Origin of the sequence: Streptomyces murinus, from assembly GCF_002154555.1 — a bacterium.
Lineage (GTDB): Bacteria > Actinomycetota > Actinomycetes > Streptomycetales > Streptomycetaceae > Streptomyces > Streptomyces murinus.
The window spans coordinates 1-21311 of record NZ_MUNF01000118.1 but is presented as its reverse complement, the minus strand read 5'-3'; the positions used below and the strand labels follow the sequence as shown (position 1 = coordinate 21311).

The 21311-nt window shown below is 72.3% G+C and carries 16 protein-coding genes, 1 pseudogene and 1 riboswitch; of the genes and pseudogenes, 12 read left to right on the top strand and 5 right to left on the bottom strand.

Translation table 11 applies throughout. The features are described 5' to 3' along the window. The first annotated feature begins 44 nt into the window (after positions 1–44). Entirely contained in the window at positions 45–1097 is a 1053-nt protein-coding gene (locus CCN72_RS09375) for an ABC transporter substrate-binding protein (RefSeq protein ID WP_086807103.1), read from the top strand. A 21-nt stretch (positions 1098–1118) separates the two neighbouring features. On the opposite strand, the gene CCN72_RS09370 is transcribed toward CCN72_RS09375, so the two are convergent. The 3 genes from CCN72_RS09370 to CCN72_RS09360 form a co-directional block, all read right to left on the bottom strand. Beyond that, positions 1119–2783: an ATP-binding protein gene (locus CCN72_RS09370; protein WP_208637955.1), complete on the bottom strand. Its 1665-nt coding sequence runs from the start codon at positions 2781–2783 to the stop codon at positions 1119–1121. A gap of 36 nt (positions 2784–2819) precedes the next feature. Further along, on the bottom strand, positions 2820–3761 hold the full coding sequence (locus CCN72_RS09365) for a sucrase ferredoxin (protein ID WP_086807102.1): 942 nt from the start codon (positions 3759–3761) through the stop codon (positions 2820–2822). Between the two features lie 118 nt (positions 3762–3879). Beyond that, complete coding sequence (locus tag CCN72_RS09360) at positions 3880–5142, bottom strand: citrate synthase (RefSeq protein ID WP_202442194.1); 1263 nt, start codon at positions 5140–5142, stop codon at positions 3880–3882. 121 nt (positions 5143–5263) lie between these two features. On the opposite strand from CCN72_RS09360, the gene CCN72_RS09355 reads away from it, so the two are divergent. Both CCN72_RS09355 and CCN72_RS09350 read left to right on the top strand, forming a co-directional pair. Continuing rightward, positions 5264–6427, top strand: a complete 1164-nt coding sequence (locus CCN72_RS09355) for a citrate synthase/methylcitrate synthase (protein WP_086807100.1) — start codon at positions 5264–5266, stop codon at positions 6425–6427. 254 nt (positions 6428–6681) lie between these two features. Further along, the gene (locus tag CCN72_RS09350) at positions 6682–7824 is read left to right on the top strand and encodes a CobW family GTP-binding protein (RefSeq protein WP_244174165.1); all 1143 of its coding nucleotides are present in this window, start codon (positions 6682–6684) and stop codon (positions 7822–7824) included. Here CCN72_RS09350 and CCN72_RS09345 read toward each other — a convergent pair whose 3' ends face one another. Continuing rightward, complete coding sequence (locus tag CCN72_RS09345; protein WP_086807099.1) at positions 7825–10284, bottom strand: DNA gyrase/topoisomerase IV subunit A; 2460 nt, start codon at positions 10282–10284, stop codon at positions 7825–7827. Between the two features lie 294 nt (positions 10285–10578). On the opposite strand from CCN72_RS09345, the gene CCN72_RS09340 reads away from it, so the two are divergent. From CCN72_RS09340 to CCN72_RS09325, 4 genes are all read left to right on the top strand, one after another. After that, the gene (locus CCN72_RS09340) at positions 10579–11973 is read left to right on the top strand and encodes a M16 family metallopeptidase (RefSeq protein WP_085566933.1); all 1395 of its coding nucleotides are present in this window, start codon (positions 10579–10581) and stop codon (positions 11971–11973) included. A 17-nt stretch (positions 11974–11990) separates the two neighbouring features. After that, positions 11991–13361, top strand: coding sequence for a M16 family metallopeptidase (locus tag CCN72_RS09335; protein ID WP_085568792.1), 1371 nt, complete (start codon positions 11991–11993; stop codon positions 13359–13361). A 226-nt stretch (positions 13362–13587) separates the two neighbouring features. Continuing rightward, positions 13588–13746, top strand: a riboswitch (cyclic di-AMP (ydaO/yuaA leader). Between the two features lie 13 nt (positions 13747–13759). Next, positions 13760–14503 (top strand): M23 family metallopeptidase, encoded by a 744-nt coding sequence (locus CCN72_RS09330; RefSeq protein ID WP_086807098.1) that lies wholly within the window; start codon positions 13760–13762, stop codon positions 14501–14503. Between the two features lie 199 nt (positions 14504–14702). Then, the gene (locus CCN72_RS09325; protein ID WP_086807097.1) at positions 14703–15389 is read left to right on the top strand and encodes a GntR family transcriptional regulator; all 687 of its coding nucleotides are present in this window, start codon (positions 14703–14705) and stop codon (positions 15387–15389) included. A gap of 212 nt (positions 15390–15601) precedes the next feature. Here CCN72_RS09325 and CCN72_RS09320 read toward each other — a convergent pair whose 3' ends face one another. Next, a complete protein-coding gene (locus tag CCN72_RS09320) occupies positions 15602–15883 on the bottom strand; it encodes an HPr family phosphocarrier protein (RefSeq protein ID WP_085566936.1) in 282 nt (93 codons plus the stop codon). 145 nt (positions 15884–16028) lie between these two features. On the opposite strand from CCN72_RS09320, the gene CCN72_RS09310 reads away from it, so the two are divergent. The 5 genes and pseudogenes from CCN72_RS09310 to CCN72_RS37965 form a co-directional block, all read left to right on the top strand. Continuing rightward, complete coding sequence (locus CCN72_RS09310) at positions 16029–18917, top strand: bifunctional acetate--CoA ligase family protein/GNAT family N-acetyltransferase (RefSeq protein WP_208637954.1); 2889 nt, start codon at positions 16029–16031, stop codon at positions 18915–18917. A gap of 60 nt (positions 18918–18977) precedes the next feature. Continuing rightward, positions 18978–19379 carry a hypothetical protein gene (locus CCN72_RS09305; protein ID WP_086807095.1) on the top strand — a complete coding sequence of 134 codons (402 nt, stop codon included), beginning with the start codon at positions 18978–18980 and terminating at the stop codon, positions 19377–19379. Positions 19380–19389: 10 nt separating this feature from the next. After that, positions 19390–19977: a DUF5998 family protein gene (locus CCN72_RS09300; RefSeq protein ID WP_085568793.1), complete on the top strand. Its 588-nt coding sequence runs from the start codon at positions 19390–19392 to the stop codon at positions 19975–19977. Next, on the top strand, positions 19977–21167 hold the full coding sequence (locus CCN72_RS09295; protein WP_086807094.1) for an alkaline phosphatase family protein: 1191 nt from the start codon (positions 19977–19979) through the stop codon (positions 21165–21167). Before CCN72_RS09300 ends, CCN72_RS09295 begins: the two co-directional genes overlap by 1 nt. Positions 21168–21220: 53 nt before the next feature. Continuing rightward, positions 21221–21311: pseudogene (locus tag CCN72_RS37965) on the top strand (thymidine kinase); the annotation flags it as partial.

Below are 21311 nucleotides of genomic sequence, written 5' to 3'. Positions count from 1 at the left end.
CACACCTTCACCCGCACCGCCCTCTCACAAGGACGTGAACCGCCATGCGCAAGACCGCCAGACACGCCTCCCTGGCCGCCGCCGGCCTGCTCGCCCTGTCCTCGCTCACCGCCTGCGCCAACGACGCGGCCGGTTCCGCGGCCGGCTCCGGCGGGGGCGGCGGCAAGGGCGAGAGCGTCAAGATCATGGTCGGCGGCCTCGACAAGGTCATCTACATGCCCGCGATGCTCACCCAGCGCCTCGGCTACTTCCAGGACGAGGGCCTGAACGTCCAGCTCATGTCCGAGCCCGCCGGGGTCCAGGCCGAGACCGCGCTCGTCGCCGGCCAGGTGCAGGGCGCGGTCGGCTTCTACGACCACACCCTCGACCTCCAGGTGAAGGGCAAGTCGGTCGAGTCGGTCGTCCAGTTCTCGCGCGCCCCGGGCGAGGTGGAGGTCGTGTCCGCCAAGGCCACGGGCGATGTCACCTCGCCCAAGGACTTCAAGGGCCGCAAGCTCGGGGTGACCGGGCTCGGGTCCTCGACCGACTTCCTCACCAAGTACCTGGCGGTCAAGAACGGCGTGGACGTCAGCGAGTTCACGCCGGTCGCGGTGGGCGCGGGACCGACCTTCATCGCGGCGCTCCAGCAGGGCTCGATCGACGGCGGCATGACCACCGACCCGACCGTGGCGACGATCCTCGACAAGAAGGCCGGCAAGATCCTGCTCGACATGCGCACCCCCGAGGGTTCGCAGCAGGCGCTGGGCGGGCCGTACCCGTCGTCAAGTCTGTACATGCAGACGGACTGGGTGAACGGACACAAGGCGACCGTCCAGAAGTTGGTCAATGCATTCGTCAAGACGCTCAAGTGGATGTCCACCCACAGCGCCGACGAGATAGCCGCCAAGATGCCCGCCGACTACTCCCAGGGCGACAAGGCGCTCTACACCCAGTCCGTGAAGAGCACCCTGCCGATGTTCACCGACGACGGTGTGATGCCGGAGAACGGCCCCGAGACCGTGGAGAAGGTGCTCAAGGCGTTCAACCCCAACATCAAGAACGCGAACGTCGACCTGAGCAAGACGTACACGACCGAGTTCGCCAAGGCGGTCAAGTAGTACGGCGGGTGGTCAAGGCAATCAACTGTTGCGTGCCGTGGGCTCGGGCTGCCGTCCGGGCCCGGGCTCCAGCTCCGGCTCGCCCAGCGCCTCCGGCAGCACCACCGTGAACTCCGCACCGCCCCCGCCCGCGGTGTCCACGGTCGCGCTGCCGCCCTGGCGTTCGGCGAGCCGGCGCACCAGCGACAGCCCGAGCCCCCGCTTGCCGTGCACGGGCGCCCGCTTGGTGGACCACCCCTCGGTGAAGACCAACTCCCGCTGGTCCAGCGGCACTCCGGGCCCGGTGTCCCGTACCTGGAGCACGACCGTACGGCCCTCGACGCGCAACTCGACCTCCACGCGCGCGTGCGGAGTGCCCGCGACCGCGTCCAGGGCGTTGTCCACCAGGTTGCCGACGACCGTGACCAGCCCCCGCGGGTCGACCAGCCGGTCCGGGAGCCTGCTGCGTTCCGACACCCACAGGGCGACCCCGCGCTCGGCGGCCACCGTCGCCTTGCCGACCAACAGGGCGGCCAGCAACGGGTCCTGGACCTTCTCGGTGACCTGCTCGGCGGTGACCCGGTGATCCCCGACCACCTCCCCGACGAACTCCACCGCGTCGTCGTACATCTCCAGTTCCAGCAGCCCGAGCAGGGTGTGCATCCGGTTGGCGTGCTCGTGGTCCTGGGCGCGCAGGGCGTCGATCAGCCCGCGTGTGGAGTCGAGTTCGCGCCCCAGCTGCTCCAGTTCGGTGCGGTCGCGCAGGGTGGCCACCGCACCGCCGTCGTCGGTGGGCATCCGGTTGGCGACCAGCACCCGCCGGCCGCGTACCGTCAGCAGATCGGTGCCGGTCACCCGCCCGGCGAGCACATCGGTCGTACGGCCCTCCCCGAGCGCCTCGTCGGGGGCGCGGCCCACGGCCTCGTCGCCGATGCCCAGCAGCCGCCGCGCCTCGTCGTTGAGCAGCCGGATCCGGCCGCCCCGGTCCAGGGCGACCACGCCCTCACGGATGCCGTGCAGCATCGCCTCGCGCTCCGCGAGCAGCGCCGAGATGTCGGAGAACGCCAGGTCCCGGGTCTGCCGCTGCACCCGGCGGGCGATCAGCCAGGCGGCCAGGGCGCCCACCGCGAGGGCGCCGCCCGCGTAGGCGAGCAGCCCCGGGATGACACCGATCAGCCGGGCGCGCACGCTGTCGTAGGCGATGCCGACCGAGACCGCCCCGATCAGGCGGTGGTGGGCGTCGTACAGCGGCACCTTGCCGCGCGCGGAGCGTCCCAGGGTGCCCCGGTCGATCTCCATGACCTCCTTGCCCGCGAGGGCGCCGGAGGGGCTCGTGGACACTATGCGGCCGATCTGCGACGTGGTCGGATGCGACCAGCGCACCCAGTGCCGGTCCAGGACCACGATGTACTCGGCGTGCGTGGCGCGCCGGATCCGCTCGGCCTCCTGCTGCACCGGGCCGTCCTTGGTCGGCGGCGTGGTCAGCAGGCCCTGGGCGATCTGTGGGTCCTGGGCCGTGGTCTCGGCGATGGCCAGCGCGCGGCGCATCGCCTCGTGGTCCAGCTGTTTGCTCAGCGGCGCGAGGAACAGGCCGGTCACCAGCACCGCGACGCCCGCGGCGATGGTCACCTGCATGAGCAGCACCTGCGAGAACACCCGCCGTGGCATACCGAGGCGCAGACGGCGTGCGGAGGGAGTCGGACTCATGGGGGACGACAGTACGGGGTGCGCCCGCCGCGTGGTTCAGCTCGCCAGCGCCGTCGGGCGCAGCTCACGCACCGCGACGACGGTCATCCGCGCCGGTGTGCCGAGCACCGCGGCGCCGCAGCTCTCCGGGCGCGGCGGCAGCGCCGCGCCGCGCGCCACGGTGACCCGCCAGCGGCGGCCGTCGGCATGGGCGACGGTCACCGCCCAGCGCGGCGCCGCGCCGTCGGTCCGTACGACGCCCAGCGCGCCCGCCCGGTACTCGCCCGCCGCCTCGCGCACCGCCAGCTCGGCCGCTTGCCCGGGGCGTTCGAAGGCGGAGCAGCCGCGGCACCCGGCGACCGCCACCCGGCCCTCCCGGACGCCGTCCAGGGCCTTCTTGAGGGTGCGCGCGTCGGCGCGGCCGTAGACGTATCCGTACGGCAGCACGAGCACCGTCGGCGCGAAGCGATGTCCACCCAGATGAGTGACCTCCCAGACCCCGTCTTCCCCCGCCGCGGCGAGCTCGGTGGCGAGCGGTCGGCCCAGCAGGGCGCAGCAGCGGTCGCGCTTGCCGTTGGTGCACACGAGCGCGAGCGGATCGCCGGTGTGCGGACGTCCGCCGAGCACCGCGTCGAAGGAGCGGTGATCGCCCGCGCCGAGGGCGCCGAGGTCCAGATCGAGCAGGTGGCGGGGATCGCGGGTGGTGGCCGCGCGCAGCCAGCCGCGGCCCGGCACGGTGTGGGCGGCGTAGACCTGGCGGATCTCGCCGGTGCCGGGGTCGGCGTGGCGGCCGGGGCGCCGGATGAGGGCCACGCGCACCCCGGTGCCCGACGCGGCCGTCTCCAGGGCGCGGCCGACCGCCGGGTCCAGATGGCTCGAAGTGAGCGCTTTGGCGCCCCACGGGCCGGGCTGTTCCAGCAGCAGCCATGTCGTCGCCGTGGCCGCCGTCGCCGAAACGGGCTCGTCGAGGCTCAGGGAGACGGACGCGCACCTACTCACAGAGGTGAGCCTAACCTGACTCAGGCCAGGGCGACTTCCGGCCGGGGCCGTGCCCCGCTCAGGGCAGGGCACCGGCCTCCCGGAGGGGCGTGGCTCCCGGCGGGCGAGCCGTGGGGACTCAGTCGGCCTGGGGGAGGGGCTGCGGCGGGCGCGGGCCTACGTAGTGGCCGACGGGACGCATCCGCAGCGGGCGTTCGCCGTACTCCTCCAGGGCGTGCGCGATCCAGCCCGCGATACGGGCGACCGCGAAGATCGTCTCGCCGGCGGTGGCGGGCATGCCGAAGGAGGAGGTGAACACCGCGAGCGCCAGGTCGACATTGGCGTGCAGCGGGGTGTGCCGGGCGGTCGTGGCGACGATGTCGCGTGCGGCGAGCAGGGCGGGTTCGGCGCGGGGGAGCCGCTCCAGCAGGCCGAACAGGACCTGTGCGCGGGGGTCCTTGCCGGTGTAGAGGCGGTGGCCGAGCCCGGGGACACGGCGTCCGGCGCGCAGTTCGTCGGCGATCACCGGGCCCGCGTTGCCCAGTTCGAGCACGTCCAGCAGCATCCGGTGGGCCAGCCCGCTGCTGGCGCCGTGCAGCGGGCCCTCCAGGACGCCGAGCCCGGCCGAGACGGTCGCGTAGGCGTGCGCCCGCGCGGAGGCGGCGACCCGGACCGCGAGCGTGGAGGCGGCCAGGTCGTGATCGGCGAGCAGGACCAGCGCGGCGTCCAGTACGCGCACGGCGTCCTCGTCCGCCGGGCGGGCGGTCAGCCGGGACCACAGGCGGTGGGCGAGCGGCGCGTCGTCCCCGGGGTCGTGCGCGATCGGCGGCAGGGCGTCGACGAGCGTGGGGATGAGCACGCGCGCCGTGTTCAGGACGGCCTCTTCGGACAGGTCGAAACGCAGCGGGTCCTCGGCCGCCGCGGCGATCGTCGCGACCCGCAGCCGGTCGATGGGGGAGGTGTGCTCGGGCAGCGCCTCCACGGCCCAGCGGGCGGTGCGCACGGTCGCCTCGGGCGCGATGAAGGCCGTACCGGGGACGAGCCGGCCGGTCCACAGCCACTCCGCGACCTCCTCGTAGGAGTGCCGGGCGGCCAGTTCGGTGGCGTCGACGCCCCGGTAGTAGTACCGGTCGGCCTCGATCAGGGTGATCCGGGTGCGCACCGAGAGATCGCCGCCGGAGCCCGGGATCCCGGCGCTCTCACGGCGGTTGCGCCGGGCCAGGTCCTCCACCTCGCGCGCCTCGAAGGTGCTGGCACGGCCGCCGGGCTCGCGCTTGCTGCTCAACAGGCCGCGGCTGACATACGCGTAGACCGTCTCGGGCTTCACACCGAGCAGTTCGGCGGTCTCCTTGGTGGTCAGCCTTCGCCCCGGGCGGTTGGGGGCGGGTTCGTGATCGCGCATGAGGGTCACCGTAGCGGTCTCTGCACACCTTGATGGCCAACTTTCTTTCTATTGATTCAATCAACGTTGACAGTTTTAACGTCAAGAGTGGACAGTCGGATCAAGCTCAGAGAGGACAATCATGGCCATCAACAGGACCGCAACGCCCCTCGTCGACGTCCCCCGCGGTCTCGCCGGCGTCGTCGTCACCGAGACGGAGATCGGCGACGTACGGGGGAGGGAGGGCTTCTACCACTACCGGCAGTACTCGGCCGTCGACCTCGCCGCCACCCGCCGTTTCGAGGACGTCTGGCACCTGCTCGTGCACGGCACCCTGCCGGATGCCGAGCGTGCTGCTGCCTTCGCCGCCGAGACCGCGGCGCTGCGGCGGCTGCCCGAGGAGGTCCGGGCGAGCCTGCCCGCGATCGCCGCCGCGAGCCGCGCCTCCGGACCGCTGGCCGGACTGCGCACCGGGCTGTCCCTGCTGGGCGCGGCACGGGGATTCCGGCCGCTGTACGACCTGGACGCCGACCGGCGCCGCGCCGACACGCTCGCCGCCTGCGCCGCCGTACCCACGTTGCTCACCGCGCTGTACCGGCTGGGGCGGGGGCTTGAGCCCGTGGAGCCGCGGGAGGACCTGCCGTACGCCGCCAACTACCTGTACATGTTGACCGGTTCGGTACCCGACCCACGTCGAGCACGAGCGGTCGAGCAATACTTGATCTCCACCATTGATCACGGATTCAATGCATCAACCTTTACGGCCCGGGTCATCGCGTCCACCGGGGCCGACGCGGCGGCTTGTCTGACCGGTGCCGTGGGCGCGCTGTCCGGCCCGTTGCACGGAGGGGCGCCCAGCCGGGCCCTGGACACCCTGGACGCGATCGGCACGCCTGACCGTGTCGATGCCTGGATCCGGGAACGGGTGCTGGCCGGCGAGCGGATCATGGGCTTTGGACACGCCGTCTACCGCACGGAGGACCCGCGTTCGCGGATGCTCCGGGAGATCGCCCTCGGCTTCGGCGGCCCCCGGGTGGAGTTCGCGGTGGAGGTCGAACGCCGGGTCGAAGCCGTCCTCGCCGAGCTGAAGCCGGGCCGTGAACTCCACACCAACGTCGAGTTCTACGCCGGTGTGGTCATGGAACTGTGCGGCCTGCCCCGGGAGATGTTCACCCCGACCTTCGCGGCGGGCCGGGTGGTGGGCTGGAGCGCCAACATCCTGGAACAGGCCGCCGACTCGAAGATCATCCGCCCGGCGGCGCGGTATGTGGGGCCGGAACCGGCGGTGCCGGTACCCGCGGTGTGACGGGCCGACCGCCTCGCCGGGCCGACCGCCTCGCCGGGCCGACCGCCTCGCCGGGCCGACCGCCTCGCCGGGTCGATCGGGCCGGCCGGGCCCGAGTCCTTCTGCCGGATCCCGGGACCGGGACGCCTCCCGCCCCACCTCGGGTGCCTCCCGCGCCGCCTCAGGCGCCTTCGGCTCCCCCTCCCAGGGCCCGTCCCCACCCCCGAACCCTTTTATCCTGGTCCGCAGCCCGGTCACAGGAGAAAGGTCGCCCCTTGGGGAACAACTCGGTGCACGAGACGGACGGCGGTCGTCGTCCCCAGCAGCAGATTCCGGTCGTCGTCCTGGCCGGGTTTCTCGGATCGGGGAAGACCACGCTCCTCAATCACCTGCTGCACCGCAGCGCGGGCAGCAGGATCGGGGCGATCGTCAATGACTTCGGTGCCATAGAGATCGACGCGCTGGCCGTCGCGGGCGCCCTCGGCGACTCCACCGTCTCCCTCGGCAACGGCTGCCTGTGCTGCGCCGTGGACGCCGGCGAACTCGACGTCTACCTGGGCAAGCTCGCCGCGCCCGAGACCGGTGTCGATGTGATCGTCATCGAGGCCAGCGGACTCGCCGAACCCCAGGAGCTGGTGCGGATGGTGCTCGCCAGTGAGCATCCCGGCATCGTCTACGGCGGTCTGGTCGAGGTCGTGGACGCCGCCGAGTTCGACGACACGCGCGCGCGGCACCCCGAGATCGACCGGCATCTCGCCCTCGCCGACCTGGTCGTCGTCAACAAGCTGGACCGGACCGCGGACCCCGAACGGGTACTCGCCCTGGTGGGGTCGCTGACCGACCGGGCCGCCGTCGTGCCCGCCACCTACGGGCGCGTCGACCCCGAGTTCCTCTTCGACTGCCGGCCGAGCGAGGAACGCATCGGCCAGCTGTCCTTCGACGATCTGCACGACCACGACCACGACCACAACGACAGCCATGGCGACGACCGCGGCACGGACGGCCTCGGCCGCAGTGGCCACGCCGGACACCTGCACACCGGCTACGACAGCCTGTCCTTCGTCTCCGACGTCCCCCTGGACCCGCGCCGTCTGATGCGGTTCCTGGACAGCCGGCCCGAGGGGCTGTACCGGATCAAGGGACATGTCGACCTCGGCCCCAACGACCTCCGCAACCGGTACACCATGCACGCCGTCGGCCGGTTCCTGCGCTTCTACCCCGAGCCCTGGGCGCCCGCCGACGAACGCCGCACCCAACTGGTGCTGATCGGCTCCGGCATCGACACCGAGGCGCTCGGCACGGAACTGAAGGGCTGCGAGAGCGACGCCCCGCACGCCGACGAGCACGGCATGTGGGGCGTCCTGCGCTACGTACAGGGCTCCGAGGACGAACCCGACCCGGAGCCCTGCGGCGGCTAGCTAGAAGACCGGCCCCGCGACCACCCACACCGTCTTCGGCAGCGAGGTGCCGGAGCCGTCCCGGCGCGGGTCCGGTTCCGGCAGCTCGGCCGGGGTGCCGTTCTTCTGCGCCGCGCGCGCGGGCACCGGGCCCGTCCAGGCCAGCGCCAGACAGTCCTCGCCCTTCAGGAACCGCTGGCAGCGCACGCCGCCGGTGGCCCGGCCCTTGCGCGGGTACTGGTCGAACGGCGTCAGCTTGGCCGTCGTCTGCACCGAGTCGTCCAGGGTGCCGCGCGAGCCGGCCACCGTGAAGACCACGGCGTCGGCGGCCGGGTCGACCGCCGTGAAGCAGATGACCTTCGCGCCCTCGGTGAGCTTGATGCCCGCCATACCGCCCGCCGGGCGGCCCTGCGGACGCACGATCGAGGACTGGAAGCGCAGCAGTTGTGCGTCGTCCGTGATGAAGACCAGGTCCTCCTCGCCGGTGCGCAGCTCCACCGCGCCGACGATCCGGTCGCCCTCCTTGAGCGTGATGACCTCCAACTCGTCCTTGTTGGACGGGTAGTCGGGCACCACGCGCTTGACCACACCCTGCTCGGTGCCGAGCGCGAGACCGGGGGAGGACTCGTCCAGCGTGGTCAGGCAGACCACGCTCTCGTCGTCCTCCAGGGACACGAACTCCGTGAGCGGCGCGCCCCCGGAGAGGTTCGGCGCGCCCGTCGCCTCGGGCAGTTGCGGCAGGTCGACCACGTTGATCCGCAGCAGCCGGCCCGTCGAGGTCACCGCGCCGATCTCACCGCGCGCCGTCGCCGGCACCGCCGAGATGATCACGTCGTGCTTGACCCGCTTGCCGCCCGCCTGGCCGGGGAACGGCTCGGCGGTCGCGGTACGCGCCAGCAGCCCCGTGGAGGACAGCAGCACCCGGCACGGGTCGTCGGCCACCTGGAGCGGCACGACCGCAGCGGGGGCGCCGCCGGCCTCCAGCAGGACGGTGCGCCGGTCGGTGCCGAACTTCTTGGCCACGGCGGCCAGTTCGGCCGAGACCAGCTTGCGCAGCTCCTGGTCGGAGTCCAGGATCCGGGTCAGCTCCGCGATCTCCTCGGTGAGCTTGTCCTTCTCCGCCTCCAGCTCGATGCGGTCGTACTTGGTGAGCCGGCGCAGCGGCGTGTCGAGGATGTACTGCGTCTGCACCTCGCTCAGCGAGAAGCGCCCCATCAGGCGCTCCTTGGCCTGCGCGGAGTTGTCGCTGGACCGGATCAGCCGGATGACCTCGTCGATGTCGACCAGGGCGGTCAGCAGGCCCTCGACCAGGTGCAGCCGGTCGCTCTTCTTGCTGCGGCGGAACTCGCTGCGCCGGCGCACCACGTTGAAGCGGTGGTCGAGGTAGACCTCGAGGAGTTCCTTCAGGCCCAGGGTGAGCGGCTGGCCGTCCACCAGGGCCACGTTGTTGATGCCGAAGGACTCCTCCATCGGCGTCAGCTTGTAGAGCTGCTCCAGGATGGCCTCGGGCACGAAGCCGTTCTTGATCTCGATGACCAGGCGCAGTCCGTGCTCGCGGTCGGTGAGGTCCTTGACGTCGGCGATGCCCTGGACCTTCTTCGCGTTGACCAGGTCCTTGATCTTCGCGATGACCTTCTCCGGGCCCACCGTGAACGGCAGTTCGGTGACCACCAGGCCCTTGCGGCGGGCGGTCACGGGCTCGACCGAGACCGTCGCGCGCATCTTGAAGGTGCCGCGGCCGGTCGCGTACGCGTCCCGGATGCCGTCCAGGCCGACGATCCGGCCGCCGGTGGGCAGGTCCGGGCCGGGGACGTGCTTCATCAGCGCGTCCAGGTCCGCGTTCGGGTTCCTGACCAGATGGCGGGCGGCGGCCACGACCTCGCGCAGATTGTGCGGCGGCATGTTGGTCGCCATGCCGACCGCGATGCCCGAGGAGCCGTTGACCAGGAGGTTCGGGAAGGCGGCGGGCAGGGCGACCGGCTCCTGCTCCTGGCCGTCGTAGTTCGGCGTGAAGTCGACCGTGTCCTCGTCGATGGACTCGGTCATCAGGCTGGTGGCCTCGGCCATCCGGCACTCGGTGTAACGCATGGCGGCCGGCGGGTCGTCGTTGCCCAGCGAGCCAAAGTTGCCGTGGCCGTCGACCAGCGGCAGCCGCATGGAGAAGGGCTGGGCCATGCGCACCAGGGCGTCGTAGATCGACGCGTCGCCGTGCGGGTGGAGCTTGCCCATGACCTCGCCCACGACACGCGCGCACTTCACATAGCCGCGTTCGGGGCGCAGGCCCATCTCGTTCATCTGATAGACGATCCGGCGGTGCACCGGCTTGAGGCCGTCACGGGCGTCCGGCAGGGCGCGCGAGTAGATGACCGAGTACGCGTACTCGAGGTAGGAGCCACGCATCTCGTCCACGACGTCGATGTCGAGGATCTTCTCCTCGTACGAATCGTCGGGCGGCGGGGTCTTCGTGCTGCGGCGGGCCATCGCTGCCGGCTCCTCCTGATCTGATCGCTCGCCTTCGGGGCGCGCACCCTTCGGCTCGCTCGTGCTGAAGCGTCTGACGGATCTGTCGCGGACCATTGTGGACCGGGGCACTGACAACCCGGACCGCCGCCCCGGACGATCACCGTGATCCGGGTGCGAGGCAGGCTACGCGATCCGCTGTCGGCGTACGTGCCGCGGGAACTTCGCCGGGGCCTCGCACGCTTTGCATACAGTGGCAGGAACGGCAGGAAAAACGCGGTTTTCACAACCGCCTCCGCTCGCGAAGGGACGTACATGCCCATGGGTCACACGACCACAGCCCAGGCAGGCTCCGGGGGCCTGACAGCGACCGAGCATCGCCTGGCCAACGGTCTGCGCGTGGTGCTCTCCGAGGACCACCTGACCCCCGTGGCGGCGGTCTGCCTCTGGTACGACGTCGGCTCCCGCCACGAGGTCGAGGGGCGCACCGGCCTGGCCCACCTCTTCGAGCACCTGATGTTCCAGGGTTCCGGGCAGGTCAAGGGCAACGGCCACTTCGAACTGGTGCAGGGCGCCGGCGGCTCGCTCAACGGCACCACCAGCTTCGAGCGCACCAACTACTTCGAGACCATGCCCGCCCACCAGCTGGAGCTCGCGCTCTGGCTGGAGGCCGACCGCATGGGCTCGCTGCTGACCGCACTGGACGACGAGTCCATGGAGAACCAGCGCGACGTCGTCAAGAACGAGCGCCGCCAGCGCTACGACAACGTCCCCTACGGCACCGCGTTCGAGAAGCTGACCGCCCTGTCGTACCCCGAGGGCCACCCCTACCACCACACGCCGATCGGCTCGATGGCGGACCTGGACGCGGCCACCCTGGAGGACGCCCGCCAGTTCTTCCGCACCTACTACGCGCCGAACAACGCGGTGCTCTCCGTGGTCGGCGACATCGACCCCGAGCAGACCCTCGCCTGGATCGAGAAGTACTTCGGCTCCATCCCGGGCCATGACGGCAAGTCCGCGCCCCGTGACGGCTCCCTGCCGGAGGTCATCGGCGAGCAGCTGCGCGAGGTCGTCGTCGAGGAGGTCCCGGCGCGCGCCCTGATGGCCGCCTACCGGCTGCCGCAGGACGGCACGCGCGACTGCGACGCGGCCGACCTCGCCCTGACCGTCCTCGGCGGCGGCGAGTCCTCCCGGCTGTACAACCGGCTGGTGCGGCGCGACCGTACGGCCGTCGCGGCCGGCTTCGGGCTGCTGCGGCTGGCCGGGGCGCCCTCCATGGGCTGGCTGGACGTGAAGACCTCCGGTGATGTCGAGGTGCCGGTCATCGAGACCGCCATCGACGAGGAGCTGGCCCGGTTCGCCGAGGAGGGCCCCACCGCGGAGGAGATGGAGCGCGCCCAGGCCCAGTTGGAGCGCGAGTGGCTTGACCGGCTCGGCACCGTCGCGGGCCGCGCCGACGAACTGTGCCGCTACGCCGTCCTGTTCGGCGACCCGCAGCTCGCCCTGAACGCCGTGCAGCGCATCCTGGAGGTCACCCCCGAGGAGGTCCGGGAGGTCGCCAAGGCCCGGCTGCGTCCCGACAACCGCGCCGTCCTGGTCTACGAGCCGAAGTCCCCGCAGGCCGTCGAGGACGCCGATGTGCCTCAGGACCCGGAGTCGGAGGCCACCGTAGAGGCCGGAAACGAGAACGAGGAGACGGCCAAGTGACCGAGCAGCTCGCCACCATGGACTTCCACCCGCAGCCGCAGGCCGGCGAGGCGAAGCCGTGGGCCTTCCCGGCCCCCGAGCGCGGCGCGCTCGACAACGGTCTGACCGTGCTGCGCTGCCACCGTCCCGGCCAGCAGGTCGTCGCCGTCGAGGTGCTCCTCGACGCCCCCCTGGACGCCGAGCCGACCGGCCTGGACGGCGTCGCCACCATCATGGCGCGCGCCTTCTCCGAGGGCACCGACAAGCACTCGGCCGAGGAGTTCGCCGCCGAGCTGGAGCGCGCGGGCGCCACCCTGGACGCCCACGCGGACCACCCCGGCGTCCGGATCAGCCTGGAGGTCCCCGCCTCGCGCCTGGCCAAGGGCCTCGGCCTGGTCGCCGACGCGCTGCGGGCCCCCGCCTTCGCCGAGAGCGAGGTCGAGCGGCTGGTCCGCAACCGCCTGGACGAGATCCCGCACGAGCTGGCCAGCCCGGCCCGGCGCGCCGCCAAGGAGCTCTCCAAGGAGCTGTTCCCGGCGACTTCGCGCATGTCCCGGCCGCGCCAGGGCACCGAGGAGACCGTCGAGAAGATCGACGCGGCCGCCGTACGCGCCTTCTACGACCGCCATGTGCGCCCCGCCACCGCCACCGCGGTCGTGGTCGGCGACCTCACCGGCATCGACCTGGACGCGCTGCTCGGCGAGACCCTGGGCGCCTGGACCGGCACCCCGGGCGAGCCCCGCCCGGTGCCCGCGGTGACGGCCGACGACACCGGGCGTGTCGTCATCGTGGACCGGCCCGGCGCCGTCCAGACACAGCTGCTCATCGGCCGGGTCGGCTCGGACCGGCACGACCGGGTGTGGCCCGCCCAGGTGCTCGGCACCTACTGCCTCGGCGGCACCCTCACCTCCCGCCTGGACCGCGTCCTGCGCGAGGAGAAGGGCTACACCTACGGTGTGCGCGCGTTCGGCCAGGTGCTCCGTTCCGGACCCGACGGCAACGGCGCCTCCATGCTGGCCATCAGCGGCTCCGTGGACACGCCCAACACCGGCCCCGCGCTGGACGACCTGTGGAAGGTGCTGCGCACCCTCGCGGCGGAGGGCCTGACCGACGCCGAGCGTGACGTCGCCGTACAGAACCTGGTCGGGGTCGCGCCGCTGAAGTACGAGACCGCGGCGGCCGTCGCGGGCACGCTCGCCGACCAGGTGGAGCAGCATCTGCCCGACGACTTCCAGGCGACGCTCTACCGGCAGTTGGCCGCGACGGGCACCGTGGAGGCCACCGCGGCGGCCGTCAACGCCTTCCCGGTGGACCGCCTGGTGACGGTCCTCGTGGGTGACGCCTCGGAGATCAAGGCGCCCGTGGAGGCGCTGGGCATCGGCGAGGTCACCGTGGTGGCGGCCGAGTAACCGCGCACCCGGACGGTCCCCTTACGGGCGGGGCCCTGACGGCCTACGGGTCGTCAGGGCCCCACTTTGTTCCACTCTCTCCTCAAGATGTCCGAATTGAGGCGGAGGTTGCCCGTCTGCCCTGTGGGATGCGCTACAAAATCCGCGTTCTGTTTGAGGATTGAGAGCCGGTCCGCTTAGCGTCGTCCGGGTTGTCCGTCGGGCAGTGCGCCGCAGCCGCGGCACCGGACAGCCATCGCCGAGTCCCCGAGACGCGAGTCAGGGGAGCCGGGGACCCACATGTCCCTGGGGTGAATCGGGCGTCCGTGCGCGAGCGCGGGGCCCGTAGGAGACCTTCCTGCTCCGAACCCGTCAGCTAACCCGGTAGGCGAGAGGGAAGGAAAGGAACAGCCACACACATGGCGTTCATATGCGCCACCGGGAAGCACCGCAAGCCCGGCCGGGTCAAGCGCACCACCGCCCAGGCGGCCGGCGTCGCGGCCCTGACGACCACCGGTGTCATCGGCACCCTCGCCGCGTCCCCGGCGCTCGCCGCCGAGCACACCGTCGAGCAGACCGGCCTCACCCCGGTGCTCACCGCCAGCGACGACCTCGCCGAGCACATCGACGCCCAGGCCGTCGCCCAGCAGCGGATCGCCGAGCACGAGGCGGCCGAGAAGGCCGCCGCGGTGCGCGCCAAGGAGGCCCGCGCGGCCAAGGCCCGCGCCGCCCGCGAGGCCGAGCGCAAGCGGCTGAACACCTTCGTCGCCCCGATCGCGCACTCCTACGTGTCCACCGGTTACAAGGCCAGCAGCTCTCTGTGGTCCTCCGGCTCCCACACCGGCATCGACTTCCACGCCATGACCGGCACCTCCGTGCACGCGGTCGGCGTCGGCACCGTCGTCTCCACCGGCTGGGGCGGGGCGTACGGCAACCAGATCGTGCTCCGCATGGCCGACGGCATGTACACCCAGTACGGCCATCTGTCGTCCATCGGTGTCACGGTGGGCCAGCAGGTCACCGCGGGCCAGCAGATCGGCCTGTCCGGCGCGACCGGCAATGTCACCGGCCCGCATCTGCACTTCGAGGCGCGCACCGGCCCCGACTACGGCTCCGACGTCGACCCCCTCGCCTACCTCCGCGGCCACGGCGTGAACGTCTGACCGACCCGCACGGCATCGAAAGCCCCGGCCCACCCGGCCGGGGCTTTCGCCATTCCCCGGCGGTTCTCGCCGGACCCTGTCCAAAAAATATCCATGGTTCGGGGCCCGCCATCGGAAATTACGGCGCGGTGGAATAGAGTCACGGAAAAACGCGTCCGTCGTCGGTGTCGTGTCGCGGGTATTAAGGCGGAGGTCGGTCATGCGTATTCCGGCGCAATCGGTGTGCACGGCGATCCGGGACGACATCGTCGCCGGCGCCCTCGAACGCGGCGGCCGCCTCACCGAGGAGGTGCTCGCCCGCCGCTACGGCGTCTCCCGCGTCCCCGTGCGCGAGGCCCTGCGCACCCTGGAGGCGGAGGGCTTCGTGGTGACCCGCCGGCACGCGGGCGCGTGCGTGGCCGAGCCGACCGAGCAGGAGGCCGCCGACCTGCTGGAGATGCGCCTGCTGCTGGAGCCGCTCGGTGCCGCACGCGCCGCCCGGCGCCGTACCGAGGCCCATCTGAAGGTGCTGCGCGGCCTGGTCCGGCTGGGCCAGGAGCGCGCCAGGAGGGGCGGCAGCGAGGATCTCCGCGCCCTGGACGGCTGGTTCCACGAGACGCTGGCCCAGTCCTGCGGCAGCCCCTCGCTGACCTCGGCACTCGTCCAGCTGCGCCACAAGATCGCCTGGATGTACACGGTGGAAACCCCGCCCGACGTGGTCGGCACCTGGGCGGAGCACGGCGCGATCGTGGACGCGGTGGCCCGCGGCGACGGCGAGCGCGCCCGCGCGGTGACCGCGCTGCACACCGAGCGGGCGACGGCGGCGCACCGGCTGCGGGTCCCCGGGACCGCGCCGCGCACGCGGACTTCGCAACATGCCGTAAACATGTCCGGTGCGGGGAATTAACATCGGTGCCGTATACAAAGTGGGCGGTATATTCGGCGGCCGTTTATTTCCGGATGCCCTGAATTTCCGTGAACGGGCCATGGTGAATGCCGGCCGTGGCTAATACGGTGGCGCGCCGAAAACGCGGAAGCCGCGCCACCCACTGAGGATGGCGCGGCTTCTCGATATCCCGCTCGGACCGTCCCGGGTCCGCGGACGGACCCGGATCCCGCTCAGACCGTCTCGGGCAGCTCTTCCAGGCCCTCGGCGACCAGCTTGGCCAGCCGGTCCAGGGCGGCGTCCGCGCCCTCGGCCTCGGAGGCGAGCACGATCTCCTCGCCGCCCTGGGCGCCCAGGCCCAGAACACCCAGCATGGAGGCCGCGTTGACCGGGCTGCCACCGGCCTTGCAGATCGTCACCGGGATGCCTGCGGCCGTGGCGGCCCGGACGAAGATGGAGGCGGGGCGGGCGTGAAGACCCTCGGCCCAGCCGACGTTGACGCGGCGCTCAGCCATGTGTTGCTGCCCTTCACTGTTCAGGGTTGTCTAGACCAGTGTTCCATATCGTGAAGCGTGCCAGAAGAGGGGCTGCGCACCCCCTCCGCCGTGCTCCACAGAGTGCCCCGCGCCGTTGTCGTACGCGAGCCGTACGCTGGGGCCCATGCGAACCTCGGCGGAACCGCAGAGCCGGTACGAGTACCCCGCGCACTGGGAGGCGGACGTGGTGCTGCGGGACGGAGGGACCGCCCGCATCCGGCCCATCGCCGTCGACGACGCCGACCGCCTGGTCCACTTCTACGAGCAGGTCTCGGACGAGTCCAAGTACTACCGTTTCTTCGCCCCTTACCCCCGGCTCTCCGCCAAGGACGTCCACCGCTTCACGCACCACGACTTCGTGGACCGGGTGGGCCTCGCGGCCACCGTGGGCGGCGAGTTCATCGCGACCGTGCGCTACGACCGCATCGGGGCCGGCGGTGCGCCCGCGTCCGGACCGGCCGACGAGGCCGAGGTCGCCTTCCTGGTGCAGGACGCCCATCAGGGCAGGGGGGTCGCCTCCGCCCTTCTTGAGCACATCGCGGCCGTCGCCCGGGAGCGGGGCATCCGCCGCTTCGCCGCCGAGGTGCTGCCCGCCAACAACAAGATGATCAAGGTGTTCACGGACGCCGGGTACACCCAGAAGCGCAGCTTCGAGGACGGCGTCGTACGCCTGGAACTGGACCTCGAACCCACCGACCGCGCCCTCGCCGTGCAGTACGCGCGCGAGCAGCGCGCCGAGGCACGCTCGGTGCAGCGGCTGCTCGCACCCGGCTCCGTCGCGGTCATCGGCGTCGGCCGCGCGCCCGGCGGGGTCGGCCGCAGTGTCCTCGCCAACATCCGCGACGCCGGCTACGAGGGCCCGCTGTACGCCGTGAACAAGGCGTTCCCCGAGGACCTGGCGGAGGTCGACGGGGTGGCCGCGTACCGCTGTGTGCGGGAGGTCGACGGACCGGTGGACCTCGCCGTCGTCGCCGTACCGGCCGAGTACGTGCCCGCGGTGGTCGCCGAGTGCGGGGAACACGGCGTCCAAGGGCTTGTCGTGCTCAGCGCCGGATACGCCGAGAGCGGTCCCGAGGGCAAGGAGCGGCAGCGGGCGCTGGTGCGGCAGGCGCGCGCCTACGGCATGCGGATCATCGGGCCCAACGCGTTCGGCGTCATCAACACCGCCCCGGACGTGCGCCTGAACGCCTCCCTCGCCCCCGAGATGCCGCGCCCCGGCCGCATCGGCATGTTCGCCCAGTCCGGCGCCATCGGCATCGCGCTGCTGTCCCGGCTGCACCGGCGCGGCGGCGGGGTCACCGGGACCACCGGCGTCTCCACGTTCGTCTCCGCGGGAAACCGGGCGGACGTGTCCGGCAACGATGTCCTCCAGTACTGGTACGAGGACCCGGACACCGACGTCGTCCTCATGTACCTGGAGACCATCGGCAACCCGCGCAAGTTCACCCGGCTCGCCCGGCGGACGGCGGCGGCCAAGCCGCTGGTCGTGGTGCAGGGCACCGGCACGGCCCCCCAGGGACACGCGGTGCGCGCCACGCGGCTGCCGCACGCGACCGTCTCCGCCCTGCTGCGCCAGGCCGGGGTGATCCGGGTCGACACCATCACGGAACTGGTCGACGCCGGACTGCTGCTCGCCCGGCAGCCGCTGCCCGCCGGGCCCCGGGTGGCGATCCTCGGGAACTCCGAGTCGCTGGGCGTGCTGACGTACGACCGGTGCCTGGCCGAGGGGCTGCGGCCGGCGCGCCCGCTCGATCTGACCACCGGGGCCACGCCGGAGGACTTCCACCGGGCGCTGAGCGCCGCGCTGGCCGATGACACGAACGACTCCGTCGTGGTGACGGCGATACCCGCGATCGGGGAGGCGTCACCGGGGGACGCGGAACTGGCGGAGGCCCTGCGGTCGGCCGCCGCCGGGGTGCCGGGCAAGCCGGTGCTGGTGGTGCATGTGGAGTTGGGCGGGCTGGCGGAGGCGTTGTCGGCGGCGGCGAGTACGGCACCGGCCGCGGTGCGGGCAGCCGGTATCGAGAGGGCACCCGGCACCGAGAAGGCGCCCGGTGCTGGTGGCGGTGCCGGTGGCGGTACCCACCCGCTCCGTCCCGCGGAACGTCCGCCCACCGCGGCGGCGGACCGGGCGCCTGCCTCGGAAGCGCCCCGCCTCATCCCCGCCTACCCCGCCGCCGAACGCGCCGTACGCGCGCTCGCCGAAGCGGTGCGGTACGGGCAGTGGCGGCGGGAGGCGGCCGAGCCCGGAAGGGTGCCGGAGTACGAGGACATCGACGAGAAGGGGGCCGCGCGGCTGATCGGGGAGCTGCTGGAGCGCGGGGAGGGGCTCACGATCTCGGACGCGCAGACCTGCGAGCTGCTCGCGAAGTACGGCATCCGGGTGCGCCGCGCGCTCCCCGCGCCCACCCCCGACGACGCCGTGGAAGCCGCCCGCGCCCTGGGCTACCCGGTGGCCCTGAAGGCGACCGCCCCGCACCTGCGGCACCGCGCCGACCTGGGCGGCGTCCGCCTCGACCTGGCGGACGAGGAGCAACTGCGCCGGGCGTACGCGGAGTTGAGCGAGCTGTTCGGCAAGCCGGAGGAGCTGCGCCCGGTGGTACAGGGGATGGCACCCCGGGGCGTCGACACCGTCGTACGGACCGTGATCGACCCGGCGGCCGGAGCCGTGCTGTCCTTCGGTCTCGCCGGCGCGGCCTCCCAGCTGCTGGACGACACGGCGCACCGGCTGATCCCGGTCACCGACCGGGAGGCGACCTCCCTGGTGCGCGCGATCCGCACCGCGCCCCTGCTGTTCGGCTGGCGCGGCTCCACCCCCGTCGACACCCCCGCCCTGGAGGAACTGCTGCTGCGGGTCTCCCGCCTGGTCGACGACCACCCCGAAGTGGTCGCCGTCACCCTGGAGCCCGTCGTCGTGGCCCCGCACGGCGCGAACGTCCTCGGCGCCACCGTCCGCCTCGCGCCCCCGCCCGCCCGCGACGACCACGGCCCGCGCACCATGCCGGCCTACTGAGCGGCGCCCGATGGGGATCGCCGGGCACCGGCTCCCGAGGGCAGCTGGTGGGACCGGGAGGTGACCGGCTGGGACGCCGGGGCACCGTGGCTTGCCGCCGATCACGACCTCACGTACCACCACGCCCTGGAAGTGGTCTTCGTCGCACCCGCCCTGGAGTCCTGCCCGCTCGCCTTCCAGGATCCGGTCTTCCGCGCACCCACCGCCGACGAGGCCGAGCGCCTGGCCCGGAGCCTCAGGGAGCGGCCGCCCGTCCTGGTCGCGTTCGAGGCGGACGCCGGTGGATCCGAACCCGTGTCCTGTCTGATCGCCGCCGAGCGGGTGGAGATCAGACACGGGCAGGTCCCGAGGAACACCCGGCCACCGGACCCGCGGACGCCCGGTTCCGGCGCCCCTGACACGCCGGGAGCCCCCGCCGGCGGCCCGCCCCGTTGGCCCGGAGCGCCCCTGTCCACGGACTAGGATGGACGCCATGGCCAAGACCAGTACGACGACCCAGGGGCTGCGAGCGGCGATCGAGCGCAGCGGCTACTACCCGGCCCTCGTGGCCGAGGCGGTGGAGGCCGCCGTGGGCGGCGAGCCCATCCGGTCGTACCTGGTCCACCAGGAGACCACGTTCGACCAGAACGAGGTGCGCCGCCATGTGACCGTCCTGGTCCTCACCGGCCACCGCTTCATCGTCAGCCACACCGACGAGCAGGCCGCCGACGGCACCTCCCCGACGCCGTACGCCACCACCTCCACCGAGTCGGTGAAGCTCGGCCGGATCTCGTCCGTGGTGGTCAGCCGGGTGGTCGCCAACCCCGAGCAGTACACCCCGGGCACCCTGCCCCGCGAGGTCGTGCTGACCATCGGCTGGGGCGCGGTCAGCCGTATCGACCTGGAGCCCGCCGCCTGCGGCGACCCCAACTGCGACGCCGACCACGGCTACACGGGCAACTCCACGGCGGACGACCTCAGCCTGCGCGTCAGCGAGGCCGGGGACGGCCCCGAGACGGTGCGCGAGGCGCTCGCCTTCGCGCAGGCCCTCTCCGAGGCGACCGCGGACATCGACCGCTGATGTCCCAGCTCTCCGCCTGGGACCACCCGGAACCCCTCGCCCTGGCCACCGCCCCGCTGCCCGAGTACGGCACCGGCTCCCTCGCCGACCTGCTCCCCACGCTCGCCGCCGGCATGGGCGTCCCCGGCATGACCGCCGGGATCACCGAGCTGGCCCCGGTCGACCGCGCCTGCGTCTTCCTGGTCGACGGCCTCGGCTGGGAGCAGCTGCGCGCCCACCCGGACGAGGCGCCCTTCCTCAACTCGCTGCTCGGCAGCTCGCGCGGCGGCACCGGGCGGCCGCTCACCGCGGGCTACCCGGCGACCACCGCGGCCTCCCTCGCCTCCGTCGGCACCGGCCTGCCCCCCGGCGCGCACGGCCTGCCCGGCTACACGGTCCGCGACCCGGCCACCGGCGCGCTGATGAACCAGCTCCGCTGGCAGCCGTACACCGACCCGCGCCGCTGGCAGCCGTACCCCACCGTCTTCCAGCTGGCCCATGACGCCGGGGTGCATGCCGCACAGGTCTCCTCGCCCACGTTTCAGCACACCCCGCTCACCAAGGTCGCGCTCAGCGGCGGCAGCTTCCACGGCAGGCTGTCCGGCGAGGAGCGGATGGACCTCGCGGCCGCGCAACTGGCCGCCGGGGACCGCTCGCTGGTGTACACGTACTACGCCGAACTCGACGGCGCGGGCCACCGCTACGGCGTCGCCTCCGACACCTGGCGCGGCCAGCTGATGTACGTCGACCGGCTCGCCCAGCGCCTCGCCGAGCAACTGCCCCCGCGCAGCGCGCTCTACGTCACCGCCGACCACGGCATGATCGACGTGCCGTTCGACGAGGAGCACCGCTTCGACTTCGACACGGACTGGGAACTGAGCGCCGGGGTCGCCCTGCTCGGCGGCGAGGGCCGCGCCCGCCATGTGTACGCGGTGCCGGGCGCCGCCAACGACGTACTGACCTGCTGGCGCGAGGTGCTCGGCGAGCAGTTCTGGGTGGCCTCGTGCGACGAGGCGATCGAGGCCGGCTGGTTCGGGCCGCACGTGGACGAACGGGTGTACGCCCGGCTCGGCGATGTGATCGCGGCCGCGTCCGACGACGTCCTGATCATCGCCTCCGAGCGGGAGCCCAAGGAGTCCGCGCTGGTGGGCAACCACGGTTCGATGACTCCCGTGGAGCAGCTGGTCCCGCTGCTCGAAGTACGCTCCTGACCGCCACCCCGTCCGCTGTTCCGTCCTCTCCGCCGAAAGGTGCTCAACTCCTCATGCCCGAGCTGGTGTTCTTCTCCGGAACGATGGACTGCGGGAAGTCGACGCTGGCTCTGCAGATCGAGCACAACCGCTCCGCGCGCGGTC

Excerpts from the sequence above, each read along its gene's own strand:
- CCN72_RS09375 (WP_086807103.1), top strand. The coding sequence starts at position 45 with ATGCGCAAGACCGCCAGACACGCCTCCCTGGCCGCCGCCGGCCTGCTC.
- CCN72_RS09370 (WP_208637955.1), bottom strand. The coding sequence starts at position 2,783 with ATGAGTCCGACTCCCTCCGCACGCCGTCTGCGCCTCGGTATGCCACGG.
- CCN72_RS09360 (WP_202442194.1), bottom strand. The coding sequence starts at position 5,142 with ATGCGCGATCACGAACCCGCCCCCAACCGCCCGGGGCGAAGGCTGACC.
- CCN72_RS09355 (WP_086807100.1), top strand. The coding sequence starts at position 5,264 with ATGGCCATCAACAGGACCGCAACGCCCCTCGTCGACGTCCCCCGCGGT.
- CCN72_RS09345 (WP_086807099.1), bottom strand. The coding sequence starts at position 10,284 with ATGGCCCGCCGCAGCACGAAGACCCCGCCGCCCGACGATTCGTACGAG.
- CCN72_RS09340 (WP_085566933.1), top strand. The coding sequence starts at position 10,579 with ATGCCCATGGGTCACACGACCACAGCCCAGGCAGGCTCCGGGGGCCTG.
- CCN72_RS09335 (WP_085568792.1), top strand. The coding sequence starts at position 11,991 with ATGGACTTCCACCCGCAGCCGCAGGCCGGCGAGGCGAAGCCGTGGGCC.
- CCN72_RS09330 (WP_086807098.1), top strand. The coding sequence starts at position 13,760 with ATGGCGTTCATATGCGCCACCGGGAAGCACCGCAAGCCCGGCCGGGTC.
- CCN72_RS09325 (WP_086807097.1), top strand. The coding sequence starts at position 14,703 with ATGCGTATTCCGGCGCAATCGGTGTGCACGGCGATCCGGGACGACATC.
- CCN72_RS09320 (WP_085566936.1), bottom strand. The coding sequence starts at position 15,883 with ATGGCTGAGCGCCGCGTCAACGTCGGCTGGGCCGAGGGTCTTCACGCC.
- CCN72_RS09310 (WP_208637954.1), top strand. The coding sequence starts at position 16,029 with ATGCGAACCTCGGCGGAACCGCAGAGCCGGTACGAGTACCCCGCGCAC.
- CCN72_RS09300 (WP_085568793.1), top strand. The coding sequence starts at position 19,390 with ATGGCCAAGACCAGTACGACGACCCAGGGGCTGCGAGCGGCGATCGAG.
- CCN72_RS09295 (WP_086807094.1), top strand. The coding sequence starts at position 19,977 with ATGTCCCAGCTCTCCGCCTGGGACCACCCGGAACCCCTCGCCCTGGCC.